Annotated in this window: 20 protein-coding genes and 2 tRNA genes; 8 read left to right on the forward strand and 14 right to left on the reverse strand. The window is 66.7% G+C overall.

Going from position 1 to position 20,952, the window contains the following annotated elements; translation table 11 throughout:
• Positions 1-60 precede the first annotated feature (60 nt).
• Positions 61-702: an oligoribonuclease gene (gene orn, locus ACWEWT_RS15745; protein WP_452559513.1), complete on the forward strand. Its 642-nt coding sequence runs from the start codon at positions 61-63 to the stop codon at positions 700-702.
• Between the two features lie 87 nt (positions 703-789).
• Positions 790-862, forward strand: a tRNA-His gene (locus ACWEWT_RS15750).
• 55 nt (positions 863-917) lie between these two features.
• On the opposite strand, the gene ACWEWT_RS15755 is transcribed toward ACWEWT_RS15750, so the two are convergent.
• The 6 genes from ACWEWT_RS15755 to ACWEWT_RS15780 form a co-directional block, all read right to left on the reverse strand.
• On the reverse strand, positions 918-1,619 hold the full coding sequence (locus ACWEWT_RS15755; protein ID WP_452559515.1) for a DUF4389 domain-containing protein: 702 nt from the start codon (positions 1,617-1,619) through the stop codon (positions 918-920).
• A 164-nt stretch (positions 1,620-1,783) separates the two neighbouring features.
• Positions 1,784-2,833 carry a mechanosensitive ion channel family protein gene (locus ACWEWT_RS15760; RefSeq protein ID WP_452559517.1) on the reverse strand — a complete coding sequence of 350 codons (1,050 nt, stop codon included), beginning with the start codon at positions 2,831-2,833 and terminating at the stop codon, positions 1,784-1,786.
• Between the two features lie 145 nt (positions 2,834-2,978).
• Complete coding sequence (locus tag ACWEWT_RS15765; protein ID WP_452559519.1) at positions 2,979-3,299, reverse strand: hypothetical protein; 321 nt, start codon at positions 3,297-3,299, stop codon at positions 2,979-2,981.
• A gap of 67 nt (positions 3,300-3,366) precedes the next feature.
• Positions 3,367-3,717, reverse strand: coding sequence for a hypothetical protein (locus ACWEWT_RS15770; RefSeq protein WP_452559521.1), 351 nt, complete (start codon positions 3,715-3,717; stop codon positions 3,367-3,369).
• Complete coding sequence (locus ACWEWT_RS15775; protein ID WP_452559523.1) at positions 3,717-4,901, reverse strand: fatty acid desaturase family protein; 1,185 nt, start codon at positions 4,899-4,901, stop codon at positions 3,717-3,719. Before ACWEWT_RS15775 ends, ACWEWT_RS15770 begins: the two co-directional genes overlap by 1 nt.
• Positions 4,902-4,926: 25 nt before the next feature.
• Complete coding sequence (locus ACWEWT_RS15780) at positions 4,927-5,985, reverse strand: ferredoxin reductase (protein ID WP_452559525.1); 1,059 nt, start codon at positions 5,983-5,985, stop codon at positions 4,927-4,929.
• Positions 5,986-6,161: 176 nt separating this feature from the next.
• Between ACWEWT_RS15780 and ACWEWT_RS15785 the strand changes: the two genes are divergently transcribed.
• Positions 6,162-6,770 (forward strand): TetR family transcriptional regulator, encoded by a 609-nt coding sequence (locus ACWEWT_RS15785; protein ID WP_452559526.1) that lies wholly within the window; start codon positions 6,162-6,164, stop codon positions 6,768-6,770.
• A gap of 18 nt (positions 6,771-6,788) precedes the next feature.
• Here ACWEWT_RS15785 and ACWEWT_RS15790 read toward each other — a convergent pair whose 3' ends face one another.
• Positions 6,789-8,126, reverse strand: coding sequence for an MFS transporter (locus ACWEWT_RS15790; protein ID WP_452559528.1), 1,338 nt, complete (start codon positions 8,124-8,126; stop codon positions 6,789-6,791).
• A gap of 176 nt (positions 8,127-8,302) precedes the next feature.
• A tRNA-Lys gene (locus ACWEWT_RS15795) sits at positions 8,303-8,375 on the reverse strand.
• A 306-nt stretch (positions 8,376-8,681) separates the two neighbouring features.
• Here ACWEWT_RS15795 and ACWEWT_RS15800 point away from each other — a divergent pair.
• The gene (locus ACWEWT_RS15800) at positions 8,682-9,887 is read left to right on the forward strand and encodes a L,D-transpeptidase (protein WP_452559529.1); all 1,206 of its coding nucleotides are present in this window, start codon (positions 8,682-8,684) and stop codon (positions 9,885-9,887) included.
• A 57-nt stretch (positions 9,888-9,944) separates the two neighbouring features.
• On the opposite strand, the gene ACWEWT_RS15805 is transcribed toward ACWEWT_RS15800, so the two are convergent.
• The 4 genes from ACWEWT_RS15805 to ACWEWT_RS15820 all read right to left on the reverse strand — a co-directional run bounded on the left by ACWEWT_RS15805 (position 9,945) and on the right by ACWEWT_RS15820 (position 14,768).
• Positions 9,945-10,931: an ABC transporter ATP-binding protein gene (locus ACWEWT_RS15805; protein ID WP_452559531.1), complete on the reverse strand. Its 987-nt coding sequence runs from the start codon at positions 10,929-10,931 to the stop codon at positions 9,945-9,947.
• Between the two features lies 1 nt (position 10,932).
• Positions 10,933-11,781 carry an ABC transporter permease gene (locus ACWEWT_RS15810; RefSeq protein WP_452559533.1) on the reverse strand — a complete coding sequence of 283 codons (849 nt, stop codon included), beginning with the start codon at positions 11,779-11,781 and terminating at the stop codon, positions 10,933-10,935.
• Positions 11,774-12,601, reverse strand: coding sequence for an ABC transporter permease (locus ACWEWT_RS15815; RefSeq protein ID WP_452559535.1), 828 nt, complete (start codon positions 12,599-12,601; stop codon positions 11,774-11,776). The genes ACWEWT_RS15810 and ACWEWT_RS15815 overlap by 8 nt, the downstream gene beginning before the upstream one ends.
• Before the next feature lie 127 nt (positions 12,602-12,728).
• Entirely contained in the window at positions 12,729-14,768 is a 2,040-nt protein-coding gene (locus ACWEWT_RS15820) for an oxidoreductase (protein ID WP_452559536.1), read from the reverse strand.
• A gap of 735 nt (positions 14,769-15,503) precedes the next feature.
• Between ACWEWT_RS15820 and ACWEWT_RS15825 the strand changes: the two genes are divergently transcribed.
• Positions 15,504-16,139 (forward strand): transglycosylase SLT domain-containing protein, encoded by a 636-nt coding sequence (locus tag ACWEWT_RS15825; protein ID WP_452559538.1) that lies wholly within the window; start codon positions 15,504-15,506, stop codon positions 16,137-16,139.
• A gap of 665 nt (positions 16,140-16,804) precedes the next feature.
• The gene (locus ACWEWT_RS15830; RefSeq protein WP_452559540.1) at positions 16,805-17,116 is read left to right on the forward strand and encodes a hypothetical protein; all 312 of its coding nucleotides are present in this window, start codon (positions 16,805-16,807) and stop codon (positions 17,114-17,116) included.
• A 96-nt stretch (positions 17,117-17,212) separates the two neighbouring features.
• On the opposite strand, the gene ACWEWT_RS15835 is transcribed toward ACWEWT_RS15830, so the two are convergent.
• Complete coding sequence (locus ACWEWT_RS15835) at positions 17,213-19,333, reverse strand: acyltransferase family protein (protein ID WP_452559542.1); 2,121 nt, start codon at positions 19,331-19,333, stop codon at positions 17,213-17,215.
• A 317-nt stretch (positions 19,334-19,650) separates the two neighbouring features.
• Between ACWEWT_RS15835 and ACWEWT_RS15840 the strand changes: the two genes are divergently transcribed.
• Positions 19,651-19,962 carry an excalibur calcium-binding domain-containing protein gene (locus ACWEWT_RS15840; protein WP_452559543.1) on the forward strand — a complete coding sequence of 104 codons (312 nt, stop codon included), beginning with the start codon at positions 19,651-19,653 and terminating at the stop codon, positions 19,960-19,962.
• 79 nt (positions 19,963-20,041) lie between these two features.
• On the opposite strand, the gene ACWEWT_RS15845 is transcribed toward ACWEWT_RS15840, so the two are convergent.
• The gene (locus tag ACWEWT_RS15845; RefSeq protein ID WP_058855232.1) at positions 20,042-20,263 is read right to left on the reverse strand and encodes a DUF3618 domain-containing protein; all 222 of its coding nucleotides are present in this window, start codon (positions 20,261-20,263) and stop codon (positions 20,042-20,044) included.
• A 212-nt stretch (positions 20,264-20,475) separates the two neighbouring features.
• Here ACWEWT_RS15845 and bcp point away from each other — a divergent pair, with 212 nt between their 5' ends.
• On the forward strand, positions 20,476-20,949 hold the full coding sequence (gene bcp / locus ACWEWT_RS15850) for a thioredoxin-dependent thiol peroxidase (RefSeq protein ID WP_452559545.1): 474 nt from the start codon (positions 20,476-20,478) through the stop codon (positions 20,947-20,949).
• Positions 20,950-20,952: the final 3 nt, after the last annotated feature.

The following is a 20,952-nucleotide window of genomic DNA, read 5'->3' on the forward strand; positions in this document are numbered from 1 at the left end:
CCACACGGCGGGGACGGCGATTGCGCCGGACAGGTAGCGCGGCTGATTAGGGTGGTGCGAGTGTCGGACAAATTAGTGGTGTGGATGGATTGCGAGATGACCGGGCTCGACCTGGTCACCGACAAGCTGATCGAGGTGGCCGCCCTGGTGACGGACAGCGATCTGAACGTCCTCGGCGATGGGGTGGATATCGTCATCCACGCCGACGACGCGGCGCTCGCCGCGATGCCCGAGGTGGTCGCCGATATGCACGCGCGATCCGGCCTCACCGAGGAGGTGCGGCAGTCCACGGTCACGCTCGCCGAGGCAGAGCAGCAGGTGCTCGATTATGTGAAGCAGTACGCCCCGACCGCCCGTGTGGTGCCGCTGGCCGGTAATTCCATCGCCACCGACCGTGGTTTCATCGCCCGGGACATGCCGGAGCTGGACGCGCACCTGCACTATCGGATGATCGATGTCAGCTCGATCAAAGAACTGTGCCGCCGCTGGTATCCGCGTATCTATTTCGGCCAGCCCGAGAAGGGTCTGGCCCACCGCGCCCTCGCCGATATCAAGGAATCGATCCGGGAGCTGGAGTACTACCGGCGCACCGCGTTCGTGCCCGCACCCGGACCTTCGACAGCGGAGATCTCGGCGATCGCCGCCGAGGTCAGCGCAGGTTCCGGCGGCGCCTCTACGCTGGACGGGGACGATCCGGCGTAGTTCGTGGCCAGCGGCACACCGATAACCGATTGGCTTGCGGAGGGGTGGACGCGCTACTATCTAGGCCGCCGGTGCGAACCGGTGATGGTGAGTGTAGTTCAGTTGGTAGAGCACCAGGTTGTGATCCTGGCTGTCGCGGGTTCGAGTCCCGTCACTCACCCCGAAGAGCCCGAGGACCATCGGTCCTCGGGCTCTCTTGTTCCGGCGATACGGTCTCAGACCTCCGGTTTACTCGTATCGACCGCCGGCGCGGCTTCGTCCCGGGCACCCTGATCCAACCGGAACGGCGGGTACTCGTCATGCAGCAGCGAGGTGTAGGTCTGCACCCGCAGCATCCACCGGTTGACTCCCATCACGAAGTCGAACAAGCCCTGTGAATACCGCGCGGCGAAGAGCAGGCCGACCAGCGCGACGAAGGTGAGGACACCGATCAGCGGGATACCCGCCGCACTGGCAGTACTGTCCGCGTCGTCGAAATCGACCAGCCAGGCGGCACCGGTCATACCGCCGATGATCAGATAGTGCGGTATCGCGAGCAGCCACCATTTCACCAGCACCAGGCCGCGATGCAGGGTCGGCGGGTAATCGACGGCCAGATCCGCCGGATAATCGTCATCGGACGACAGGGAGAACGGCGGATACCTGTCGGTACCGGCCGGAGACCACGCGTAGTAGCCCACGCGCCAGGTCCACCGGATGACACCGACGCTGTAGTCGAAAAGGCCGCGGGGGTACTTGCCGGTGAACAGGATCGCGAAGAACGCGATCACGGTGACCACCGCGTAACCGATGTGCAGGAAGAACAGAACAATGTAGTGCGGAATGGCGAGCAGCCATTTCACGATCCACATCCAGCGCGACAGCGCGGGGTCCAGATCGCCGCGGACTCGGACCGGGTAACCGGCGGGAGCAGGCATCGTGATCAACGCTCCTTCGAGGGTGCTGGTCCGGCCGACCCAACCGGCTCGGCCGCCCCTCAATTGTGAGCTATCACACACCTATTCGTGCTCGTCCCACCCGGACCGACACGGCATCGATATCAACCGGCCCCGGAACACCCGGCGGCCTATCCGCGAAAGGCCTACCGGACCGGGGCCTTCTCGAGGCCGTCCAGCGCGGCCAGGCGCGGCAACGCACCCGGGTGCTGGCTGTTCAGCCAGTTGATCAGCTCTTCACGCACAGCACAGCGCAATGACCACACCGCGTCCGAATCACGTCCGGTCATCGATGCCCGGACCTCGATTCCGGTGGGGGTGCTGTCGGTGACCAGCAGGTTCCAGCTGCGGCCGTCCCAATCGGGGTGCTCGCTCAGATAGGCGTAGAGATGTTCGCGCAGCGCCGACACCGGAGTGCTGTGGTCCAGGTAGAGGAATACGGTGCCGGTGAGCTGCGGACCGCCGCGCGACCAGTTCTCGTAGGGCTTGCTGTTGAAGTACGACACCGGCATGGTCAGCCGACGATCGTCCCAGATACGGACAGTGAGGAAGGACAGGGAGATCTCCTCGACCGTCCCCATCTCCCCCTCGACGACGACCGTGTCACCGATTTTCACCGAATCGCCGAAGGCGATCTGCAGACCGGCCATGAGATTGCTCAGGGTGGACTGGGCCGCCACACCGGCGATGATGCCGATGATGCCGGCCGAGGCGAGCAGCGAGGTGCCCAGCACGCGCAGCCCCGGGAACAGGATCAGCATGGCGATCGCCGCGGTCGCGACGGCCAGGATCGCGGTCGTGATCCGGCGGATCAGGGTGAACTGGGTGTTCAGCTGACGCACCCGGCGGGGGTCGCGGGCGCGGCGGGAATAGCTGTTGAGCAGGCCGTCGGCGACGGCGTCGGCGATCCGGACGACCAGCCAGACCGCCGACATGGTGACCATGGTCGCCAGCACGCTGAGGATGACCACATCCTGCCGGAGTTCCAGGTCGGCCAGCGGGTAGGTGATACGGAGGGCCGCGAACCCGAGGAACAGCTGCAGTGGCAGCTGGATGCGGCGCAGCAGGCTCGGAATGGTGGTCTTCGGGTGCCGGGCCGACCAGTAGCGGAGACCGCGGTCGATGGCCCAGCCGATCGCGATCGTCACTACCAGCGTGCCCCCGAATACGATCAGCAGCCGTATCACGTTCTCCACTGCGTCCACTCCTTAGTCACCCATCGCTCGATCAGGGAACCCCGGAACAAGGCTACAGTTCGGTAACGACTGATCACCACCAGTCACGGGGATCTCGCGACACTCACGGACGGAGAACGCCTCGACGGGCTGCTGAGCCGGCGGGCTACTGGGGAGCCTGCCCCTGCGACGAGTACAACCGCACTTCCCCGGCGTCGCCGAGGAAGGCGTTGACGAGCATCACCCGTTCGGCCCGCAGTTCCGCCGCATCGGGGGCGGCGGTGGTGACGGATATCTGCGGAATCGCCGACCAGTTCACGACATAGCGTTCCGGCGGCCCGTCGTCGTCGGACAACCGGGCCAGCCGGAAGACCGATACGGTCTTGCGCTCCATGAGGTCGCGCACCACCTCGGCGATCCGCTCGGGATCCTCCAGCGCGAAGAGGAAACCGAAGGTCAGCTCCGGCGAGGAGATGTAGGCGGGCACGCCCAGAGGTTAGCCGATGGATAACCGCTCGGTGTGAGTTGTCCCACCGAGCGGTTCCGGACCGGAATCAGTACCGCTTACCGGAGGGTCCGGGATCGGCGGTCTCGGCGTCGACGATATCGGCGTCCAGCACCACGCCGGATTCGTGTACCGGCGCGGCGTCGGAGACGATATCGCGATCCGCGGCGGCCTCGCGCACACCGGCGTGATCCTCGCGCCCCTCGGCCGCGGCGGCATCACGCCGGGCCGCCGCGGCGGCCTCGTTCATCTCGATGGCGTCGGTGATCCACTCGCCGATCTCGCGGGTGACCTCCGAGACCGTGCCGGTGATGATGCCCGCGATATTGCCGACCCGGCGCGCTCCCGACGACGTGAGTTCCTGGATCAGATCCTTGTTGGCCTCGAATTTGCCGATCATCACACGCCCGCTTCGGTTGGACTCTGCTGACGCATCACGATAACACCGGCAGCGGGCTGTTTCCGCAGCGCAGCGGGCAGGAACCTGGCCAGCCGGGACTCCTGCACCCGGGGCGGGAGAGCGAGCTGGAAGATCTTCGCCCATACCGATCCGATCTGCTTACCCAGCGGTCCGGTGTTGTAGGGCAGCCCGAACTTCTCGCACAACGCGCGGACCTCCGGCGCGATCTGCGGGTACCGGTTGGCCGGCAGATCCGGGAACAGGTGGTGCTCGATCTGGTGCGACAGATTCCCGGACATGATGTGGAACAGCGGGCCACCGGAGATATTGGCCGACCCGAGCATCTGCCGGACGTACCATTCGCCGCGGGTCTCCTCGGCGGTCTCCTCTTCGGTGAACGTCTGCACACCGGACGGGAAATGCCCGCAGAAGATGATCGAGTAGGCCCATACGTTGCGCACCAGGTTGGCCGTCACGTTCCCGGCCAGGGTGGACAGGAACAGCGGGCCGGTCAGCAGCGGGAACGCCACATAGTCCTTGAGGACCTGCCGGCCCGATTTCCGGAGCTGTCCCTTGATCAGCGGTTTGAGGTCCGACCAGCTGCGCTTGCCCTTGACGATGTTGTCCGCCTCGAGGTCGTGCAGCATCACGCCCCATTCGAAGAACACCATCAACAGGAACGCGTACACCGGATTGCCCAGGTAGTACGGGTTCCAGTCCTGCCCCTCGTCGATCCGCAGCACGCCGTAGCCGATATCCCGGTCGCGGCCGTGGATGTTGGTGTAGGTGTGGTGCATGTAGTTGTGCGAATGCTTCCACTGGTCTCCTGGGCATACGTTGTCCCATTCGAAGACCCGTGAATTGAGGCCCGGCTCCCGCATCCAGTCGTACTGACCGTGCATGACGTTGTGGCCGATCTCCATATTGTCGAGGATCTTCGACACGCTCAGCGCCGCCACACCGGCCAGCCAGAACGGCGGCAGGAATCCCAGGTACATCAGGCCGCGCCCGGCGATCTCGAATCCGCGCTGCGCCTTGATGATGTCGTAGATGTACTGGCGATCGCGTTCGCCGAGGTCGGCGACGATACGGTCGCGCAGTTCGTCGAGGGTGCGGCCGATCTCCTCGACCTGATCGGGCGATAGGACCAGCGGTCCGTCCGTGGTCTCGGTGAGGATGGTCATCTCTTTCTCCCCTTCGTCTCAGCTGTCAGATTTCGATGTCCACGTCGCCGACGGCGGCCTGGACGCAGAGTTGGATGGGCTGGTCGGGGTCGGCCTCGAGCTCTCCGGTGCGGAGATTGCGGGTGCATCCGCTGCGCCGGACCGAGGTGCAGGAGAAGCAGATCCCCATCCGGCAGCCGAACTCCGGGCGCAGACCGGCGCCCTCGGCCTGCTCCAGCAACGAGGCCCCGGTGTTCTCCGCGGTGACACCGCTGGCGGAGAAGGTGGTGGCCCCGTCCACCTCGGCGCTGTCCACCGCGACGGTGGAGGCGACGAACTCCTCGGTGTGCAGTCGTTCACTCAGACCGGCGCCGGTATAGACCTCGCGCACCGACTCCATCAACGGCGGCGGTCCGCACAGATAGGTCTGCGCTTCGGCGAACCAGGGCGCCACCCGGACGAGTTCGTCGCGATCGAAACCGCGACCGTCCCGTTCCGGGTACCGCACAGCCACAGTGATATTCGGGTGGACCGCAGCGATTTCGGCGAGTTCCGCGTGATGCGGCACCAGTTCGGGCGAGCGCGCGTAGTGCAGGAACACCACCGCACCGGAGTACCGCTCGTCGACGAGGGTCCGCAGCATGGACAGCACCGGCGTGATGCCGCTGCCACCACTGATCAGCAGCACTCGACCGGGCCGCCGGTCCGGGAGATGGAATACCCCGGACGCCGGCTCGAGGTCCACGATCATGCCAGGACGGGCATGTTCGTGCAGATACCGCGACACCAGGCCGTGCGGATGGACGCGGAGCGTGAGATCGAGCCGCCGGCGCCGGTCGTGCTGGGAGTTCACCGGCGAATAGCAACGCAGGTGCCGCACCCCGTCGATCACCACGCCCAGCTGCAGGAACTGACCGGCGCGCAGCCCGTCCCACTGCCGGGTCGGGCGCAGGCTCAGCGAGATCGTGCCCGGGACCGACCGGTCCACGTCGACGATCCGGGCCCGCATATCGCGAACGGTCAGCATGGGGCGCACCAGTTCCAGGTACCGGTCCACCGGATGCGGCGTGGTCAGGGTCTGCACCAGATCGAGGAGGGCCACCATGGGAGTTCTCCGTCCCTGTCTGTCGGTCATATCACGGGCTTGAATCAATTTCGGTGTACGCCTGTACACTCAACCAGTGTGCCGGATACCCCGCCGGGACTGTCAACCAGGAATAGGTGTGACGCGGACGACATGAGAGAGCAGGGTGAATGGTGAACGGCTGTATGCTCACTGAAATGACGGATCAGGGAGCGAGCCGCGTCGAGCGCAAGGAGCGCACCCGGCAGGCCCTACTCGTCGGCACGCTGGCATTGGCCGCCGAACGCGGCTTCGGCGCGCTGAGCCTGCGCGAGATCGCCCGCTCGGCCGGTATCGTCCCGACCGCCTTCTATCGGCATTTCGACTCATTGGACGACCTCGGCGCCACCCTGGTGGACGAAGGCGTCCAGGCCCTGCGCTTGGCGCTGCGGCAACTGCGCCGGACACCCGACGCCCGGCTCTCGGAGACGGTGCGCTTCGTCTTCGGCGAGGTCGGCCAGAAGCGGGAGCTGTACGGGTTCCTGATCCGCGAGCAGCGCGGCGGCAGTCCGGCGCTGCGTTCGGCCATCGCCTTGGAACTACAGCTGATCGTGCGCGAACTGGTGGCCGATCTGTCCCGCATCACGGCGCTGGACGAATGGTCCCCGAGTGATCTGGAGGTGGCGGCCGATCTGCTGGTCGCCACGGTGATCGAGGGAATCGCCGACTATGTGGGCGCCACCCCGCGCACCGAACAACCGGTCATCGATCGCACCATCCAGCAGATCCGCCTCATCGCCCTGGGCATGGGCGCCTGGAAACCCTGACTACGTATCCCGCCGGGCTCACCCGACGGACGTCTGCGCTGGTTCCTTGCTGCCCGAGGCATCCGGAGCGGGCACGAACAGCAGCGCGACCAGCCCGGCACTCAGCACCACCAACAGGCCCCCGATACCGGCGCGGTCGGCCCCGAAGGCCCAGACGAACAGACCGAACAGGGTGGGTGCCAGGAACGAGGCGGCCCGCCCGGTGGTGGTGTAGAGCCCGAACAACTGCCCCTCCCGCCCCGGTGGCGTCAGCCGGGCGAGGAACGAGCGCGCCGACGCCTGCGCCGGGCCGACGAACAGCGTCAGCGCCAGGCCGAAGACCCAGAACATCGCGGGACCCGATACGACCAGTAGGACCGTGCCGCAGACGACCGCGGACAACAGCGATACCGCGATCACTCGTTTCGGTCCGACCGTATCGTCGAACCGGCCGGCCACGATCGCGCCGAGCGCCGCGACGACATTGGCCGCGATACCGAACAGCAGCACATCGGATTCGGTGATCCCGTACACCTGCACCGCCAGCACCGCGCCGAATGCGAAAACGCCGGCCAGTCCGTCCCGGAAGACGGCGCTGGCGAGCAGGAACCAGATGACGGTCCGATCCAGCGCCCACAGCTCGCGCAGGTCCCGCCAGAGCACCCGGTAGGAGCCGAGCAGGCCCGCGCTCGCCGCCCCGGGATCGACCCGGCTACGGGGCACTTCGGGGACGGCGAACAGCACCGGCAGGGCGAATACGCCGAACCAGACCGCGGCCAGCAGCACGACCAGCCGGATGTTCAACCCGCCCTCGGTGGGGATACCGAGCAGCCCCCGCTCCGGACCGTCACCGGCGATGAACCCGAAATAGCAGATCAGCAGCAGGAAGATCCCACCGAAGTAGCCCATGGCCCAACCGAATCCGGAGACCCGGCCCAGCGTGGCGGGTGTGGATACCTGACGCAGCATCGCGTTGTAGGGCACGGTCGCGAGCTCGAGGAAGACCGACCCCAGGGCGAGCAGTACCAACCCGAGCCACAGATACGAGTACTCGTCCCGGACGAAGAACATCGCCGCCGTCAGAACCACGACGACCGCGGTCATGATCCCCAGCGAACGTTTGCGGTTGGCGGTCGCGTCGAAACGCTGCCCGGTGACCGGTGCGGTCACCGCGACGATCAGACCGGCGAATCCCAGGGCCCATCCCAGCCAGGCGCTGGCGGAGATATCACCCGGCAGATCGGCGCCCACCGAGTCGGTGAGGTACACCGCGAAGACGAAAGTGGTGATGACCGCGTTGAACGCGGCGGACCCCCAGTCCCACATCCCCCATGCGACCACCTGCCCGCGCCCCGCCCGCGCGTTCGCCTCGCTCATACCGCGCACACTAATGGATCCGGGGCGGCCGGGGCGGGCTACGGCCGAGGGGCCGGTGACCGGGCCGGAGCCACGGTCGAAATACGACAAGATAGCGGGTTGATCACGTCTGGGGCCGTCGAATGTACGGGCGCCGAACGCAAACCCTATAGTCGGAAATGTCTTTCAACTCGAAGTGCGCCATCAGGGACTCGAACCCCGAACCCGCTGATTAAGAGTCAGCTGCTCTGCCAATTGAGCTAATGGCGCATGCCCCGTCGATCGGTGCGGGACAGACATTAACAGGCTCGGGCCGCAGAAGTGAAATCGATAGTGGGTCGGACGGGTGTGAGCCGGCCGACACGGTAACGGAAGGCGAGCGGAAGCCTATGTCCAGGTGTGCCAGTGGCGCCGGTGGTGATCCCCGGCGATTGGGATCACCCCAGCACGACTGGCAGAATAGTTGGACGTGGTCTCGACCGATCCCGCCGCCGTGGGTCGAGGTGAGCTGGTAATCGGTCGGATCCGAAGCCATCGGCGCGTAGCGGGTGCGCCGGGACTTGAAACGGGGTTGATATGCGTACAGGTGATCGGCGTGGGCCGGTCCGTTGGATACTCGGACCGCTGGTCCTGGTCACTTTGGTCGCGATGGTGCTGACCGGTTGTTCGTCGGCGAAGCCCTCGGACGGGACCGTCGCCATCGACCGCAATCCCATCACCGAGCTGATCAAGCCCAAGCTCGTGGCTCCCGTCAAGGACGGCGATATCGGTGTTTCACCGGCCGCGGGGATGAAATTCGAGATCACCGACGGCCTGTTCACCGAGGTGGCCCTGCTCAACCCGGATGATCAGCCGGTGGCCGGGCAGCTCGCGGCCGACGGCCGCAGCTGGTCCACCAGCGAGCCCCTGGGCTACAGCAAGACCTACCGGCTGCAGGCCCGGGCCAACGGACTGGGCGGTGCGTCCACCGCCGGTATGAGTTTCACCACAACGGCGCCGGGCAATGTCACCAAGCCGTACCTGGTTCCGGGCGAGGGCGAGGTCGTCGGGATCGGCCAGCCGGTGGCGGTCCAGTTCGACGAGAACATCCCCGACCGCAAGGCCGCGCAGGACGCCATCACCATCAAGACCGATCCGCCGGTGGAGGGTGCCTTCTACTGGGTGAACAACCGTGAGGTCCGCTGGCGGCCCGAACATTTCTGGAATGCCGGCACCAAGGTGACGATCGATGTGAACGTCTACGGCAAGGACCTCGGCAACGGGCTCTACGGCCAGGACGACATCCACTCGAATTTCGTCATCGGCGACGCGGTGGTCTTCAAGGCCGACGACAATACGAAAATGGTCACGGTCGAGAAGAACGGCCAGGTCATCCGCACGATGCCGACCTCGATGGGTAAGGACGACACACCCACCAACAACGGTGTGTACATCCTGGCCGACCGGCACGAGCACATCGTCATGGACTCCTCCACCTACGGTGTCGCGGTGAACTCGCCGTCCGGGTACCGCACCGACGTGGACTGGGCCACCCGGATGTCCTACAGCGGGATCTTCTTCCACTCGGCCCCCTGGTCGCTGGGCGCGCAGGGCAATACCAACACCAGCCACGGGTGTCTGAATCTCAGCCCCGAGGACGCCCAGTGGGTCTACAACACGGCCAAGCGCGGCGATATCGCCATCGTGACCAATACGGTCGGTCCGGTGCTGTCCGGAGTCGACGGCCTGGGTGACTGGAACGTCCCGTGGTCGGAGTGGAAAGCGGGCAACGCCCAGATGTGACGCGCGTTCGAGACGAATCGGTGCCGGGTCCCCCCGCTGGGGCCCGGCACCGTGCTTTCAGCGGACCGTCTCGTAGAGCCGACGCACGATGTCCTCGATATCGGGTTCCTCGATCGAGAGGTCACGTACCTCGGCCCGCGCCGACACCTCGGCCAGCAACTGCGCGGCGGTGGTCGTATCGGCGTCGAAGGCCAGCCGCTGCCGCATGCCGTCCGCCTCGTAGGAGACCAGCTCCGCATCGGCCAGATCGTCGAGGGCCGGGGCGGGCCCGGTGAGGTCCACGACCAGCATCCGCTGCGCGCCGACCGTGGCGCCCAGGCCCGGCAGCGATCCGTCGTAGGCCAACCGCCCGTGGTCCACCACCAGCACGCGATCACAGAGACGCTCGATATCACCCACATCGTGTGTTGTCAGGACGAGAGTGGTGCCGCGTTCGGATCGCTCCGTGCGCAGGAACTCGCGCAGCCGCTGTTTGGAGAGCACATCCAGTCCGATGGTCGGTTCGTCCAGGATGATCAACTCCGGGGAATGCAGCAGGGCCGCGGCGACCTCGGCGCGCATCCGCTGTCCCAGCGACAGCTGGCGGACCGGGGTGTCCAGCGTATCGGCCATTTCCAACTGCTCGACCAACTCGGCGGTGCGCGACCGCCCGGCCGCCGGTTCCAGCCGGTGGACAGCGGCCAGGATCGTGAACGATTCCCGCAGCGGCAGATCCCACCACAGCTGGGAGCGTTGCCCGAAGACGACCCCGATCCGGCTCGCCAGCTCCCGGCGCTGCCGGATGGGCTCCAGACCGCAGGTGCGCACCGATCCCGACGTCGGGACCAGGATGCCGGTGAGCATCTTGATGGTGGTGGACTTACCGGCCCCGTTGGCGCCGATATAACCGACCGCCGCGCCCCGCTCGACCCGGAAGGACATGGCGTCGACCGCGGTGACCACCTCCCGCCGCGAACGCAGTCCTTTCCCGGTCCGGCGGGTGAAACACCGGGTCAGCCTGTCGACCTCGATGATCGAATCGTCCTGCGTGATCTCGTATCCCACGTCAGCCTCCGCCGCTCTGATAGTGCCTCGTCCCGATCCGCCACATCGCCCACGCCAGTAACCATGTCCACGCCGCCGCCAACGGCGCGCACCAGGCGAGCCGGGACGGCATCCCGGCCGGACCCGGGAGATCCAGCAGTGCCAGCGTCGGAAGGTAGGCGGTGAACGCCACCGGTATCGCGACGCAGAACAGCAGCTTCAACGGGGTGGGGAAGATCGATGCGGGCTGGGTCGCCGCGAAGGAGCCGCCGTAGGTGAAGCTGTTGGTCAGCTCCGCCCCGTCGATGAGGAAGAACTGGCAGCCCGCCGCCACCACGAACAGTCCGCCGAACAGGACGGTCCCGCTCAGCACCGTCAACCCGATCAGCGCCGCCGTCGCGGCCGACCAGTCGATATCGTTACGGATCAACCCCACGGTCAGCACCACCAGCGCGACCGAGGCCCGGGCCAGCCGGCGCAGCGAGAAATCGCTGGTCACCAATTGCAGCAGTACCGGTTGGGGGCGCAGATGGTAGATATCGAGCATGCCGAGGCGGATCAGACCCGGCAGTTTGTCGAGATGCCCGAATACCAGCTGGGCCAGCGCGAAGGCCAGGTTGCTCAACCCGAACAGCAGCAGGGCGGCATCCAGATCCAGGCCGCCGAGCACCTTCGCCTGGTGGAACACCACCCACACCTCGGCGAACTCGACCAGCCCGACCATGGTCGCCCCTGCCATATCGCTGGCGAAGGACAGCCGATAGGCGCGCTGGGCCCGGATGCGGGAACTCAGCACCGCCGCATAGGGACCGAATCGGCCCCCGGCGGGGACGCGCCGGCGCTCCGGCGGTCGGACGGTCGTCTCAACCACCCTGTACCTCCAGTTTGCGCCGCCCGGCGGCCAGCAGGACCCGGCCCAGCACCAGGACGACCAGCAGCCAGACGATCTGCATACCCACCGATTGCGCCGCGTCCCAGCCGCCGACCCGCCCGGAGAGCACATCCACCGGCACCTGCAGCATGGACGGGAACGGCGTACATCCGGCGATCACCTGCAGCCAGTCCGGGAAGACGTGCACCGGGACGAACAGACCGGCCAGGAAGGGACCGCAGGTCTGATAGAGCGTCCGCAGTCCGCGGGTCTCCACGACCCAGAACCCGACAGTGGTGAGCACGAACAGCGACAGGAACGAGATCGCCGCGGCGAGAACCACACTGAGGAGACCGAGCAGGTAGGACTCCGGGGTACCGGGCAGGACCAGCCCGAAGGTGAGCGCACCGACCAGCAGGCTCGGGATGCCGCGTGGGATCAGCGTGCACAGCGCGCGGCCGAGATCGGACGCGAGATTGCCCAGTTGCACATCCACCGGTCGCAGGAAGTCGATCGCGATATCACCGGTGCGGATCCGTTCGGCCAGTTCGAGTTCCGCGGCCATGAACTGCAGGGCACCGAGCAGACCCTGGGAGATCCAGACGTAGGCGCCGATACTGCCCGCGTCGTACCCGCCGAACCCGCCCGTGGCGTCTATCGCGGCGACCATCACCGCCGCGCGGACGAAGCCGAATACGCAGTTGGTGAACAGACCGGCGAACATGGCCAGCTTGTACCGCCATTGACGGCGGAATCCCGCCACCAGCAGCCGCCGGTAGACGCCGGCCGTACCCCGGAGATCGACCGCAGTCGCCGGCACGGTCACCCCCTGTTTCGCGCGGACACAGGGGCGCCACCCTACCGCGCGCCGCGCAGCCGGAAAAGCGGATTCACCGGTGCACCGGGCGGGCCCGCGCGGATCGTCGCGCGCGGGCCCGCCCGGTGCGTCACAGTCGAGCCGCCAGCCGAGTGCCCTGCTCGATGGCACGTTTCGCGTCGAGTTCGGCGGCCAGTTCCGCGCCGCCGATCAGATGAGTCGACATCCCCACGGCGGTGAGCTCCGCTTCGAGTTCGCGTACCGATTCCTGTCCGGCACAGACGATCACATTGTCGACCCGGAGCACCCGGGGCCGCTCGTGCTGCGGGCCGAAGCTGATGTGCAGACCCTCGTCGTCGATCCGCTCGTAGTTCACGCCGCCGATCTGCTCCACCCCCTTGGCCTTCAGCGCCGCCCGGTGGACCCAGCCGGATGTTTTGCCGAGCCCCTTCCCGAACGACGTGTCCTTGCGTTGCAGCAGCACGACCTCACGCGCCGCGGGCGAGGGACGGGCTTCTCGTAACTGACCGCGCACTTGTTCGTCGTCGGGATCCACACCCCATTCCTGTCGCCACTCGTCCGGTTTCAGCGTGGGGTGCCCCTCGACGACCAGATACTCGCTCACATCGAATCCGATACCACCCGCACCGATCACCGCGACCCGTTCACCCACCGGTTTCCCGTCCCGCACCAGTTCCGCGTACGAGAGCACCATCGGATGGTCGATTCCCGGAATATCGGGGATCCGCGGCCGGACCCCGGTCGCCAGGACGACCTCGTCGAACCGCCGGTCGATCAACTCGGCGGCAGTGACGCGGGTATTCAGGTGCACGTGCACACCGGTGAGTTCGAGCTTGCGGGTGAAGTAACGGATCGACTCGTCGAATTCCTCTTTCCCCGGAATCCGGCGCGCGATATCGAACTGCCCGCCGATCCGGTCCAGGGCCTCGAACAGATCCACCCGATGACCGCGCTCGGCGAGGTTCACCGCCGCCGACAGCCCGGCCGGACCGGCGCCGACCACCGCGACGGACTTCGCGCGCCGGGTGGGCAGCAGTACGAGTTCGGTTTCCCGGCCGGCCCGGGGATTCAGCAGGCACGACACCGTACGGTGCTGGAAGGCGTGATCGAGGCAGGCCTGATTGCAGGCGATACACGTATTGATCTCGTCGGTGCGGCCGGTGGCGGCCTTGTCCGCCCATTCCGGATCGGCGAGCAGCGGCCTGGCCAGGGAGATCAGCTGGGCATCACCGCGGGTGAGGATCTCCTCGGCGGTCTCGGGCATATTGATGCGGTTCGACGCGCACACCGGAATACCCACCGCCGCGGTGACTTTCGCGGTGAATTCGACGAACGCCGCGCGCGGTACCGAGGTCACGATCGTCGGCACCCGTGCCTCGTGCCAGCCGATATCCGTATTGATGATGCTGACACCCGCGGTTTCCAGTTCCCGGGCCAGTTCGATGATCTCTGCGAAGGTCTGGCCGTTCTCCACCAATTCCGCCATCGACAGGCGGAATACGATCAGGAAATCGGGCCCGACCCTCGCGCGGGTACGCCGGACGATCTCCACCGCGAGCCGCCGGCGATTCTCCGCGGAACCGCCCCAGCGGTCTTTTCTTTTATTCGTACGCGGGGCGAGGAATTGATTGATGAAATAACCCTCACCGCCCATTATTTCGACGCCGTCGTATCCGGCGAGCCGGGCGAGTTCGGCGCAGCGAACGTAATCGTCGATGGTTCGCCGGATACCGCGATCCGATAGCGCGCGCGGACGGAACGGATTGATCGGTGCCTTGATCGACGAGGCGGACACACTGCCGGGAACATAGGCATAGCGTCCGGCGTGCAGGATCTGCAGCGCGATCTTTCCGCCGGCGTCGTGGACCGCGCGGGTGATGGTCCGGTGCCGGTAGGCCTCGGTCCGATTGGTCAGTTTCGCACCGAAGGGCAGCAGCCAGCCGGTGCGATTCGGGGCGTAACCACCGGTGATGATCAGTCCGACGCCGCCACGCGCACGTTCGGCGAAGTACGCGGCCAGCCGGTTGGCGTCCCAGGCCCGGTCCTCCAGACCGGTGTGCATCGATCCCATGACCACCCTGTTGCGCAGGGTGGTGCTCCCGACTTCGAGCGGGGTGAACAGCTGCGGATAACTCGTCGTCGAGTACATCGCGGGCTCTCTTTCCGATATCGATCCGGCCCGGCGGCGACCCGGCCGCTGGGCCTGCAGGACCTCATCACACCATTCCGCCACGGCACGCTTCCACCCCCGAGCCGTGTTCGAGACCGGAAAAGCGGTCGCGACCGGGAGTATCGAACCGGCGTGGTGCGACCTCGGCCATCGGGTCCTCGAATCACGGAAGCATCACGGGCAGCTGAATCCACCGTTACCGGACAGAAATTTTGTGGCCTCCGCCACAAGATGTTTAGGTACATTTCCCCAGGTCGCAACGGTGGTGCAACGCGTTCATTTCGGAATTCAAGATCGCACTTAGTCTTTTCTAAGGCTGCGTTCACCTTCTGTTAACCTGTTGTGACCATTCTGAGATCCGGTCCGAAAAGACCTGAAGTTCGGCTAGTCCGCGATGTTGTGGACACAGGGTTGGAAACAACCGCGAAAACTCGCCGGCGCGACAACCACAAACGGTATCGCGATAGCCGAACCCGAGTCCACTCGACTTCACCACAGCGTGGAGTTCCTGCGGGCGCGACGGACCGGGAAACCACCCGGTAACCGCACTGTGCGCCATCCGGACCCGAACCGGCCTGCGTTCGGAGTCACACAAAAGAACCCGACAACAGCACAGCCATGTTTTTCCGGTCGCGAGCCATTCGCCCGCACCGAAGATCCCTGCTGCCCGCACCGGGCCGGATCCCGAGACCCGACAAGGAACCGAATCCGATCATGTCTTCGCACAGTTTCACCAGCCTGCGCCGCCGTACCAAGCGTGAAGTCCTGGGCTTCGCCCTCGCCACGGCCGGCATCGTCGCCGTGACCGCCTCCTCCGCGGTCTCCATGGCCGACGACAGCGCCCCCAGCAAGGCCGCCGTGGTCGCCGAGCAGGCTCCCGCCGCCGCTGCCACCATCGAGGCGGCCGCCATCGCGGCTCCCGCGCCGGAACTCCAGATCATCCCGGCCCCCGCGCCCGCCCCCGAAGCGGCACCTGCACCGGCGCCTGCTCCCGAAGCCGCGCCCGCGCCCGCTCCGGCCCCGGTCTACCCCAACAACCTGGACGGCTGGATCCAGGAAGCCATGGACATCATGGCCGCGAACGGTATCCCCGGCAGCTACGACGGAATCAAGCGCAACATCCTGCGCGAATCCTCGGGTGACCCGGCGGCCATCAACCTGTGGGACTCCAACGCCGTAATGGGCATCCCGTCCAAGGGCCTGCTCCAGGTGATCGATCCCACCTTCGCCGCCTACCACGTGCCTGGCACCGCGTTCGATGTATGGAACCCGGTCTCCAACATCGCGGCGGCCTGCAACTACGCCTTCCACCGGTACGGCGGCATGGACAACGTCAACGGCGCGTACTGAGTTTTCTGCCCCGCCTCCGGCGGGGCGGGGTGGAGCCCTATCAACCCCGGTTCTTCACTCCGCCGCTCAGTCGCTTCGCTCCTTCGCTCTGTCGCTCCAGAACCGGGGCGGGCCCCACCGGCGGATGTGGACCATCCGGAGGGTCGGGGAAGGCATGGGGCGGGGATACGGCGACAGGGCCCAGCGGAGACGCGGGAACTGATCCTGGAGCGCTTCCGGGGGCAATGCGGCCGCCGGTGGAGTCCAGCAGGGCCCCCGGGTCGCGACCTCGGTCGGGGTCGACGGCCGGTGATCGTGCGGAGCCGGTCGGCTTCCCCGGAAGCCTGGACCGGACTCCCGGATCGGCAGGGCGGCGCAATGGTGCGCCGGACGCAGCGGAGTACCGGATGACGAGACCGCGGTGAGGGGTCCCGGACATCCGGGCCGGGACGGCGTTGTCCCGGGCGACAGCCGCGAAACCCTGCAGATCGTCCGCGCCGCGCAACGACGCACGGTGACGGAGGCTCGCTGATTCAGCGGGTACCACAATGAGGTGGGTGCGCGGTGCCGTCCGATCCGGGCGGCACCGCGCATTTCTGTCCGGTGCACCCCCGGCCGCGTCCGGTGCGGTGGGGATGAATATTGTTCTCCGGGTACCGATTCCCGACGACCTTCTACACTTGCTCATGGCCGATTACGCGCATTCCCCGGCTGCGGAGGCCGGTCGGGCCGCCAAGGCGCGGCAGCTGGCCGGATATCTGTGGGACCGGGACATCTCGGGTTCCGAACTCCTCGGCATGGCGGCCGCGGCGCGGCGCAAGCTGGCCCGGGCGGCGGGAGCCAACCCGCCGAGCACCGAGGAGACCTGGCGTTCGGTGGCACAGCTCCTGGACGAAAAGGATCGTTGGGCGGCCCGCCGGCCCGGACATCCGGCAGCCGCTCGCCGGCACACCGACGAGAAGCTGCTCTGGGTGAAACCTCCGGTCACCCCCTGGTGAACCCGCTCCTCCCCCGCAACCAGAGCAGCCCACGTGACCGCGAAGGTCACGTGGGCTGTGTCGTTTCCGGGCCGGCGCATCGCACCGGCCCGGTACTCACCACCAGCCGGTGGACGTGCCGATCTGACGCTCCAGCTCGGGGGCCAGGGTGCGGGCGTAGCTGGCGCTGAGATGGTGCTCGTCGTGGTAGACGAGCACGTTGCCCTCGACCACCCGGCAGATCTGGGGCCCGCAGACGGAATCGGTGAGGTCCAGCAGCCGCATATTGGGGAACGCGGCCGCGTGCACCAGCGCGGGGTTCACCGGCGCCAGCGCGGTCGCTCGCTGCATTCCGCAGGTATCGCTGTCACCACCGGCGGCCAGACAGTCCACCGCGCTGTAGCGGATCCCGGTGGGGCTGCGCAACCAGGGCGTATCGCGGATGGCCAGCACATTCAGATTCCGTTCGGCCAGCGCTGCCCACACATCCAGGTACTCGGCCGGGACCACATCGCCACCACTGGGCCAGACGGGCGCGGTAGCGGTGGTGAACACCCAATCCGGCGGGTCGGCGGCGAGCGTATCGATGACCTGCCGGGACCAGTCACGGCAATCCGAGATATCCAGGCCGCGGTACTGCGCGTCGTCGCGGATATTCAGCGAACACCCCATCTTCAGATAGACGACGACCTTGATGTCGTGTACCTGGGCCAGCGCGTCCATAGCGGGCATCCAGTGCTCGGCGTGCGAATTGCCGACCATGGCGATGGTGCGCGAGCCGTTCGGATCGCCGTAGGTGCAGGTGACGATTTCCTTGTTGAACCAGTCGGAGATACAGCCGTCGCGGGTGGGCGCCGGTAGATCGTTCGACGCCTCGAGGATGGACGGTCGCAGTTTCGCCGTCGGCACCGCCGCCCCGGCGAACAGCGCCTCGGCACCCGGATATTCGTTCACCGGCAACGCTTCCACCGGTTGCGACGGTGTGCGCGCCATCACCACCTGCCACGAGATGCAGGAGCCGAGTACGAGCATCCCGACCACACTCACCGCCACAGCGGGGATACGGCGCTGCCACACCGGTGTCACGATCGTGCGCCCGGAGCGCAGACGCAGCGGCTCCTCGACGAATTTGTTGGTCAGCACCGCCAGCACCAGCGATACCGCGATGACCATGAGTCCACCGCTGAGCCCGGCATGCGGTTTACCGGTCTGCACCAGGTAGTAGATGAGCAGCGGCCAGTGCCACAGGTACAGCGAATAGGCGATCGAACCCAGTTCGACCATCGGGCGGGAGGCGAGCAGCCGCGATACGACCGACCGCCAGCCGCTCTCGGTCCGGACACCCGCGACGATCAGCAGCACCGCCGCGCCCACCGGGAACAACGCGGCCGGGCCCGGGAACTGGCGGGCGCCGTCGAAGAGCAGCCCGCAGACCAGCACCGCCGCGAGTCCGGCCGATGCCAGCACGGTGAGCACGACGCGCGCGACCCGGCTCGCGGTGATCCGCACCCACGGGAGCACCGCGGCCAGCAGCGCACCGGTCAGCAACTCCCAGGCGCGGGCGCCGCTGTCGTAGTAGGTCCATTCCTGCGATTTCGTCATCCACACGGCGGCGTAGACGAAGGAACCGGTACCCAGTACCAGTGCCAGCACCACGATGGTCGGACGGACCGCCGAGATCCGGCCCAGCCGGGTGCACACCCAGCCCACCACGGCCAGCAGCACGGCGATGGCGAGATAGAACTGGCCCTGGACGGCCATCGACCACATGTGCTGGAGCGGGCTGACCGAGGGGTCCGCGGCCAGATAGCTTTCCGCGGCGCCGGCCAGATACCAGTTCTGGTAGTAGAAGGCGGTGGCGATCGTCTGACCGGACATATTGCCCCAGGTCGAGTACGGCCGGGTCAGCACGGTGACCACCGCCACCACGGCCAGTACCACCATCAGCGCGGGGAGCAGGCGCCGCGCGGTCCGTACCGCCGTCTGCCGCAGCCCCACCGAGCCGGTCCGTTCCACCTGACGCAGGAGCATGCCGGTGTAGAAGAAGCCCGACAGCACCAGGAAGATGTCGACACCGCCGGAAACCTTGCCGTACCAGACGTGGAAGGCGACGACGAGCGCGATCGCTATACCGCGGAGGCCGTCCAGATCCAGCCGGTAATCGGCCGAACGCGCCGCGGCGGCCGGGGGTGGCGCGGATGGGCCACCAGCGACGTCACTGTCCTTGATTCGCAACAACTGCTTTCCCCGACCTATCGCTTTCTCCGGCCGGCCCGGTGTGGGTCGAGTAACAGCAGCGGAGTACGAGCCTCGGACATAGCATGCATCCCTATCACAATGTGTTGTCTCCGGCGAAACCTCCCCGTACTGCGCGAGAGCTTCGCCACTGCGTCGTGGTGCGTCACAGCATCCGGGGAGTACCCAACCGGGTGCCCATTTTCTCCTGTCTTATCCAGGCCATACGAGTTGACAATCGACCCGGCCCTTAGAACAGTGGGAGCCGCGCGTTCTCTTGTCGAACGCAGATCCACTCCCCAGCAGACATAGAGGAATTCATGAACGTACGCCAGCTCTATGTCAGCGCCGCCGCCGCGGGGCTGACCCTTCTGGCCGCTCCCGCCACCGCGAGCGCCGGACCGATCGGACTCCCGCTGCCCTCCCTGGCGGGCACCGGTTCCTCCGCGGCCGACGCCGTCCTGGGTGCCACCGGATCGGCGCAGCTGACGCAGACCGGTTCGGCCGGCGGTGCCTTCAAGAACTGTGACGAAGCACGCGCCGCGGGCCGGGCGCCGATCTTCCGCGGTGAGCCCGGTTTCGGCCCCCACCTGGATCCGGACGGCGACGGGTTCGCTTGCCCCACCGTCTGATCCACGGTTACTGCGCACGAACACCCGGTGACAGAGTTTTCCGTCACCGGGTGTTCTGTATTCCGGGCCGGTACCCGGATCAGCGCAGGATCTTGAACAGCAGCGCGCCCACCGCCAGGACACCCACACCGATCAGGGTGTACTTCACCTTCGGCTCGTTCACCTTGGCCAGCGCCAGCTGTTTGGTTCCCTCGGCGATCCGCTGCGGATCGGCCCGTACGGCGATCTCGTCCAGGGTGCCGGCCAACCGCTCCCGCGCGGCCTCGATCTCCTGCTCGATCCGCTCGGTATCCTTCGCCACTTCATGCCTCCTGTAACTGGTCTGCCGCGCTCGTAGGCGGCCGATGATCACCCCCGGACCGCGTTGTCACCGGATCGCGCCGGGGTTCGGGCTCGAGTGTATCCGCGCTCACGACGACCGCTACCGCATCGCCCCCGCCCCGCCCGGATCAGTGGCGTGCCACCTCGCGCATCCGGATTCGGGAGCCGATCGGTTCGGATACGGTAGCGAGGGTGACCGACAACCAGCGACTCTCCCCCGGCGACCCGGCACCCGATTTCACTCTCCCCGACGCCGACGGCAACGAGGTCTCGCTCGCCGGCTATCGCGGCCGCAAGGTCGTGGTGTACTTCTACCCGGCCGCGAGCACACCCGGCTGTACGAAACAGGCCTGCGATTTCCGCGACAGCCTCGGCGAACTGAACTCCGCGGGCCTCGAGGTGATCGGTATCTCCCCCGACAAGCCCGCGAAGCTCGCCAAATTCCGCGACGCGGAGAAGCTGAACTTTCCGCTGCTGTCCGACCCGGACCGCGCGGTGCTCACCGAATGGGGCGCGTTCGGCGAGAAGACCATGTACGGCAAGAAGGTGACCGGTGTCATCCGCTCGACCTTCCTGGTCGACGCCGCGGGCAGAATCGAAGTGGCGCAGTACAACGTGCGCGCCACCGGACATGTCGCGAAACTGCGCCGCGATCTGTCGGTATGAGCC

The sequence above is a fragment of the Nocardia sp. NPDC003963 genome (genome assembly GCF_053605105.1).